This is a genomic window from Bradyrhizobium sp. LeoB3 (assembly GCF_055456055.1).
In genome coordinates this window covers 1-4,660 of sequence record NZ_JBVBEF010000213.1, presented here as the reverse complement: position 1 = coordinate 4,660, position 4,660 = coordinate 1, and the positions used below count along the sequence as shown (strand labels likewise).

Annotated in this window: 2 protein-coding genes; both read left to right on the top strand. The window is 62.9% G+C overall.

What is annotated here, in order from left to right; all coding sequences use genetic code 11:
- The coding region (locus tag ACZXDY_RS44775) for a hypothetical protein (RefSeq protein WP_464349875.1) at positions 1-588 on the top strand (588 nt) is incomplete at its 5' end.
- A 425-nt stretch (positions 589-1,013) separates the two neighbouring features.
- On the top strand, positions 1,014-4,322 hold the full coding sequence (locus ACZXDY_RS44770; protein ID WP_464349874.1) for an adenylate/guanylate cyclase domain-containing protein: 3,309 nt from the start codon (positions 1,014-1,016) through the stop codon (positions 4,320-4,322).
- Positions 4,323-4,660: the final 338 nt, after the last annotated feature.

Genomic DNA, 4,660 nt, shown 5'->3' with positions numbered 1-4,660 from the left:
GCACCGCCTTACGTTTCTCACGCGCGGTTTCCTCCCTTGGAGGCTTTCGGACGCCGGCCGCCGAATACGCCGCGCCCGCCCTCAAGCGGCCGGCATCCGAAACCCTTCACAGACTCGGACATGGCCAAATTTGCCGAAATCCGGCAAAGTCATCGAATGTCCTGCCGTGTCCGCCCCCCGGCAGGGCCGTCACAAAGCGACGGGATAACTGTGAAACTGAAAGCAACCATCATCGTCGCAGCGCTGCTAGCTGCAACGGCTGCACATGCCGAGACGATCCATCTGAAATGCTGGGCGCGGGGCCTTACGGGTGGCCAGCGCAACTCGGTCTACATAAACGGGGAACAGGTCACCGTTAATCTGGACGAGGGGACGATGCACTCTCCGACATTCGGAAGCAATTTGGCCGTCCACGTCACAGATCCGCACTTGTTCTTTGAGACGGCGCTTACGCTCAGCAACATTTGGCAACATCTGTTCGACCCGACCGCTGTCTGGCAAGGTTTCATCAACCGCGTCGACGGCACGCTTAAGGCGCATAAACGCGACGGTACTGTCGTCAGCGGGCGCTGCCAGCTGGTCGGCTGAACCTGCCCATGTCGCAGATGGGTCAAAACGCGAGAACTCACAGCGAGCACAATTGGTCTGCTTCACCCCTGGGAATCGACGTACAGGCGATGTTACGCCTAGGCGGCTCTGGGGCCATAGCGGGACGCCGCGCAGTTTTTTTCGCCGGCCCATGGACCCACTTAGTTGGTGGGCGCAGCTATCGGTCGTGCGCGGCGCTCCTCGGTCCCGAAATCCGGCGCATGCCGCAATCCAGTTGTCTTCATCGCGCGACGCCCGGCTAGATAGCGAGCATCTGTACTCATGCACCATTTTGGCAAAGATCGAGAGCTTGCTGCGGCCGAATGCCGCAAACCAAAGCATGCTATGCTGCGAAGATCGGGATAACGTTTCTTCGCTGTAGTCCAAATTTCGGCTGGCCGCCAATCAGAGAGTCGATAGGGCCAATGCAGCAGATTGCGGACTGGCTCAACACACTAGGCTTGGGGCAATACGCGCAGCGCTTTGCCGAGCACGACATCGATCCGAGCGTTCTGCGTGATCTCACCGACCAAGACCTCGAGAAAATCGGTGTCTCGCTCGGCCATCGCAGGAAGATATTGCGCGCGATTGCGGAGCTCGATGCGATCAGACCGAGATCTACTCCTCGGACCGAGCCGGAGAGACGTCAGCTCACAGTGATGTTCGCTGATCTTGTTGGTTCGACAGCTCTCTCGACAAGGCTCGACCCTGAGGACTTGAGGGAAATCATTAGCGCGTACCACCGCTGCTGTGCCGAGCAAATCGAGAAATTCGGCGGGTTCGTTGCCAGATACATGGGCGACGGCGTGCTCGCATATTTCGGTTACCCGCGGGCGGATGAAGACGATGCTGAGCGCGCGGTATGCGCCGGGCTGGCATTGGTCGCGGCCGTGCAAGGGCTCGATGCCGGTCCGGAGGTAACATTGCGAGTGCGAGTTGGCATTGCCACCGGTCTGGTGATCATAGGAGAGGGCGCGTCGCAGGAGCACGAAGTCGTCGGTGAGACCCCGAATCTGGCCTCGCGGCTTCAGGCGCTGGCCGAGCCACAGACGGTGGTCATCGACGGCAGCACCCGCCGCCTCGTCGGTGGACTCTTCGAGTATGTCGCTCTCGGGAGCGTGTCCATCACAGGCTTCAGCGCAGCGGTGCCGGTCTGGCGAGTGATCGGTGCGAGCGCGATCGATAGCCGCTTCGAGGCCTTGCGCGTTGTGAGGACGCCCCTGCTCGGCCGCGACGAGGAGATCGAGCTGTTGATGCACCGATGGCAGCAGATAAAACGCGGCGATGGCTCGGTCGTGCTGATATCGGGTGAGGCAGGCATCGGCAAGTCGCGCCTCGCCGAGACCGTGGCGGAGCGGCTGAGCGATGATCCACCCATCCGCCTGCGCCGTTTCTGCTCGCCGCACCACCAGGACAGCGCGCTTTTCCCGACCATCTCGCAGCTCGAACGGGCAGCGGGATTCCGGCGAGACGATACGCACCAGCAACGATTGGACAAGCTCGAGGCGTTGCTCGCGGAGGCAAACGCCGACCTCAGCCAGGCCGTCCCTGTGATCGCGGACCTGCTATCCGTGCCGATCGGCAATCGCTATCCACCGCTCAGCCTCACCCCGCAGAAGCGCAAGGAGGAGACGCTTAGGGTCCTGCTGGCCCAGCTCGAGGGACTGGCGGCGCGCCGCCCCGTGCTGATGGTGTTCGAGGATGTGCACTGGATCGACCCCACCTCGCTCGACCTGTTGGACCTCATCGTCGAGCGGGTTGCAACCCTCCGGGCCTTGCTGATCATCACTTTCCGGCCAGAATTCGCGCCGGCGTGGATTGGACGCTCGCACGTGACATTGATCAGCCTCAATCGTTTGCCGCGTCGACAGCGCGCCGAGATGATCATGCGGGTGACCGGCGGCAAGGCGTTGCCCCAGGAGATCGCCGAACATATCATCGATCGGACCGATGGCGTACCGCTGTTCATCGAGGAAGTGACCAAGGCGGTGATCGAGAGTGGCATGCTGACCGAGGCTGGCGACCGCTTTGATGCGAGAGGGCCCGTGCCTCCGCTTGCCATCCCTACCTCGCTCCAAGGCTCGCTGCTGGCACGGCTCGATCGCCTGGCGCCCGTGCGCGAGGTGGCGCAGATTGGAGCGGCACTCGGCCGGTCGTTCTCGCATGAGCTGATCAGCGCCGTCGCGGCCATGCCGCAGCAGAAGGTAGACGGGGCCTTGGCGCAGCTCGTACACGCCGAATTGGTCTTCCAGCGGGGCACCCCGCCCGGTGCAGAGTACACCTTCAAGCACGCGCTCGTGCAGGACGCAGCCTATAGCACATTGCTGCGCGGTCGACGCCGACAGATTCACGCCCGCATTGCGACGACGCTTGAGAGCCAGTTTCCTGAAATCGTAGCCGCTCAGCCCGAACTCATGGCCCACCATTGTGCCCAGGCCGGTTTCAACGAGAAGGCGGTCGGCTACCGGCTCAAGTCCGGCCAGCAGGCGGTCGCACGATCGGCGATGACCGAAGCTGTGTCGCAGTTGCAGAAGGGACTGGAATTGCTGGCGAACATGCCCGAGGAGTCCCGGCCCGTGAAGCACGAGCTCGACCTGCAGATCGCTCTCGGCCGAGCCCTGATGGCAACCCGTGGGTATTCGGCGCCGGTGGTGGCCGACACCCTCGCCAGGGCACGAGCGCTCGCTGAGCGGTTCGATCGACCGGATTGTCTCGCTCCGTTACTCTATTCCCAATGGGGTTTCCACATGGTTCGGGCCGAGCACGAGCTGGCAGCGTCCCTTGCCGAACAGTTGGAGAAATTAGGCGATACGAGAAAAGATCAAGTCACTTTGCTGCTGGGTCACTATATTCACGGCGCCAGTTGCTACTTTCGCGGGGAGTTTGTGACAGCGCGCGCCCTTCTCGAGCGGTGTGATGGCTTGAGAGATCCGACCGCTCGCGCGACTTGCGCCGCGATCGCAGTGGCCGATCCGCACGCGGCAAGCCTCGGACACTTGGCGCTGACACTGGCGCTCCTAGGCCAGATCGATCAGGGATGTGCGCGCGCGGACGAGGCATTGTTGGAAGCCCGCCGGCTCGACCATCCGTTCACGGTGGCCTTTGTGCTGAGCAAGGTGTGTGCGGTGGAGGCGGCCGCCGGCTTGCTGCATGACGCACGGCGGCACGCCGAGGAGCTCGCGGCCCTTTCGAACGAGCACGGTTTTCCGCTCTGGTTGGGCGTCGGACTTCTTCAGCATGGTCGTTCATTGACGGCACTTGGACAGGTGCATGACGGCCTCGCGCTGCTCGCGAGGGGACTCTCGGTGCTTCGTACTGCCGGAGCCGTCGTGCACACGCCGCGCGCGCTCTGCTTTCTCGCCGAGGCTCACGTCAAGGTCGGCCATCTGCAGGAGGGGCAGAATTGCCTCGTCGAGGCTGCACAACTGATCGAGACGACCAGCGAGCGGTGCGGTGAGGTCGAGCTGCATCGACTTCGAGGCGACATGATGAACGCCCGAGGCGACCAAGTTGCTACGGAGCAGAATTATCACCGGGCACTCGCGGTGGCGGAGCGCCAGAGCGCGAAGACGTTTGCGCTTCGCGCTGCGACCAGCCTCGCCCGCCTGTGGCGCAACCAGGGCAAGTGCACGGAAGCTCGCGACCTCCTCGCGCCGGTGTACGGCTCGTTCACCGAAGGCTTCCACATGCCTGTCCTGCGGGACGCTAAGGCGTTGCTCGACCAGCTGGCCTGATGCAGCTCACCGCTTGCGTAACGGGATAGCTGGTGGTCTCCTGCACTCCAAGGCTTGACGCACTTCGGTCGATCATCTCATCAAGTGTCATCTGCAGCTCGGCGTCGCCGACGCGCAGAGTGATGGTGGGATGCGATTGCCATCGCATGCGCCCGACGCCGTCGGAACGTCCGCTGTGGGTCTTGGTTGTGTGCAAACGGACGCGGCCGCGGTCGACAATCGTTGCAGGCCACGCGTTCCAACGTCCGATAGCCGGCCAACGTGGATATAGGGACGCGTTATCGCGCTTTTGGACGCACTTTTCGGCCTTCAGGCGGCGCGGATGGCTGCAATCAGGC

Excerpts from the sequence above, each read along its gene's own strand:
- ACZXDY_RS44770 (WP_464349874.1), top strand. The coding sequence starts at position 1,014 with ATGCAGCAGATTGCGGACTGGCTCAACACACTAGGCTTGGGGCAATAC.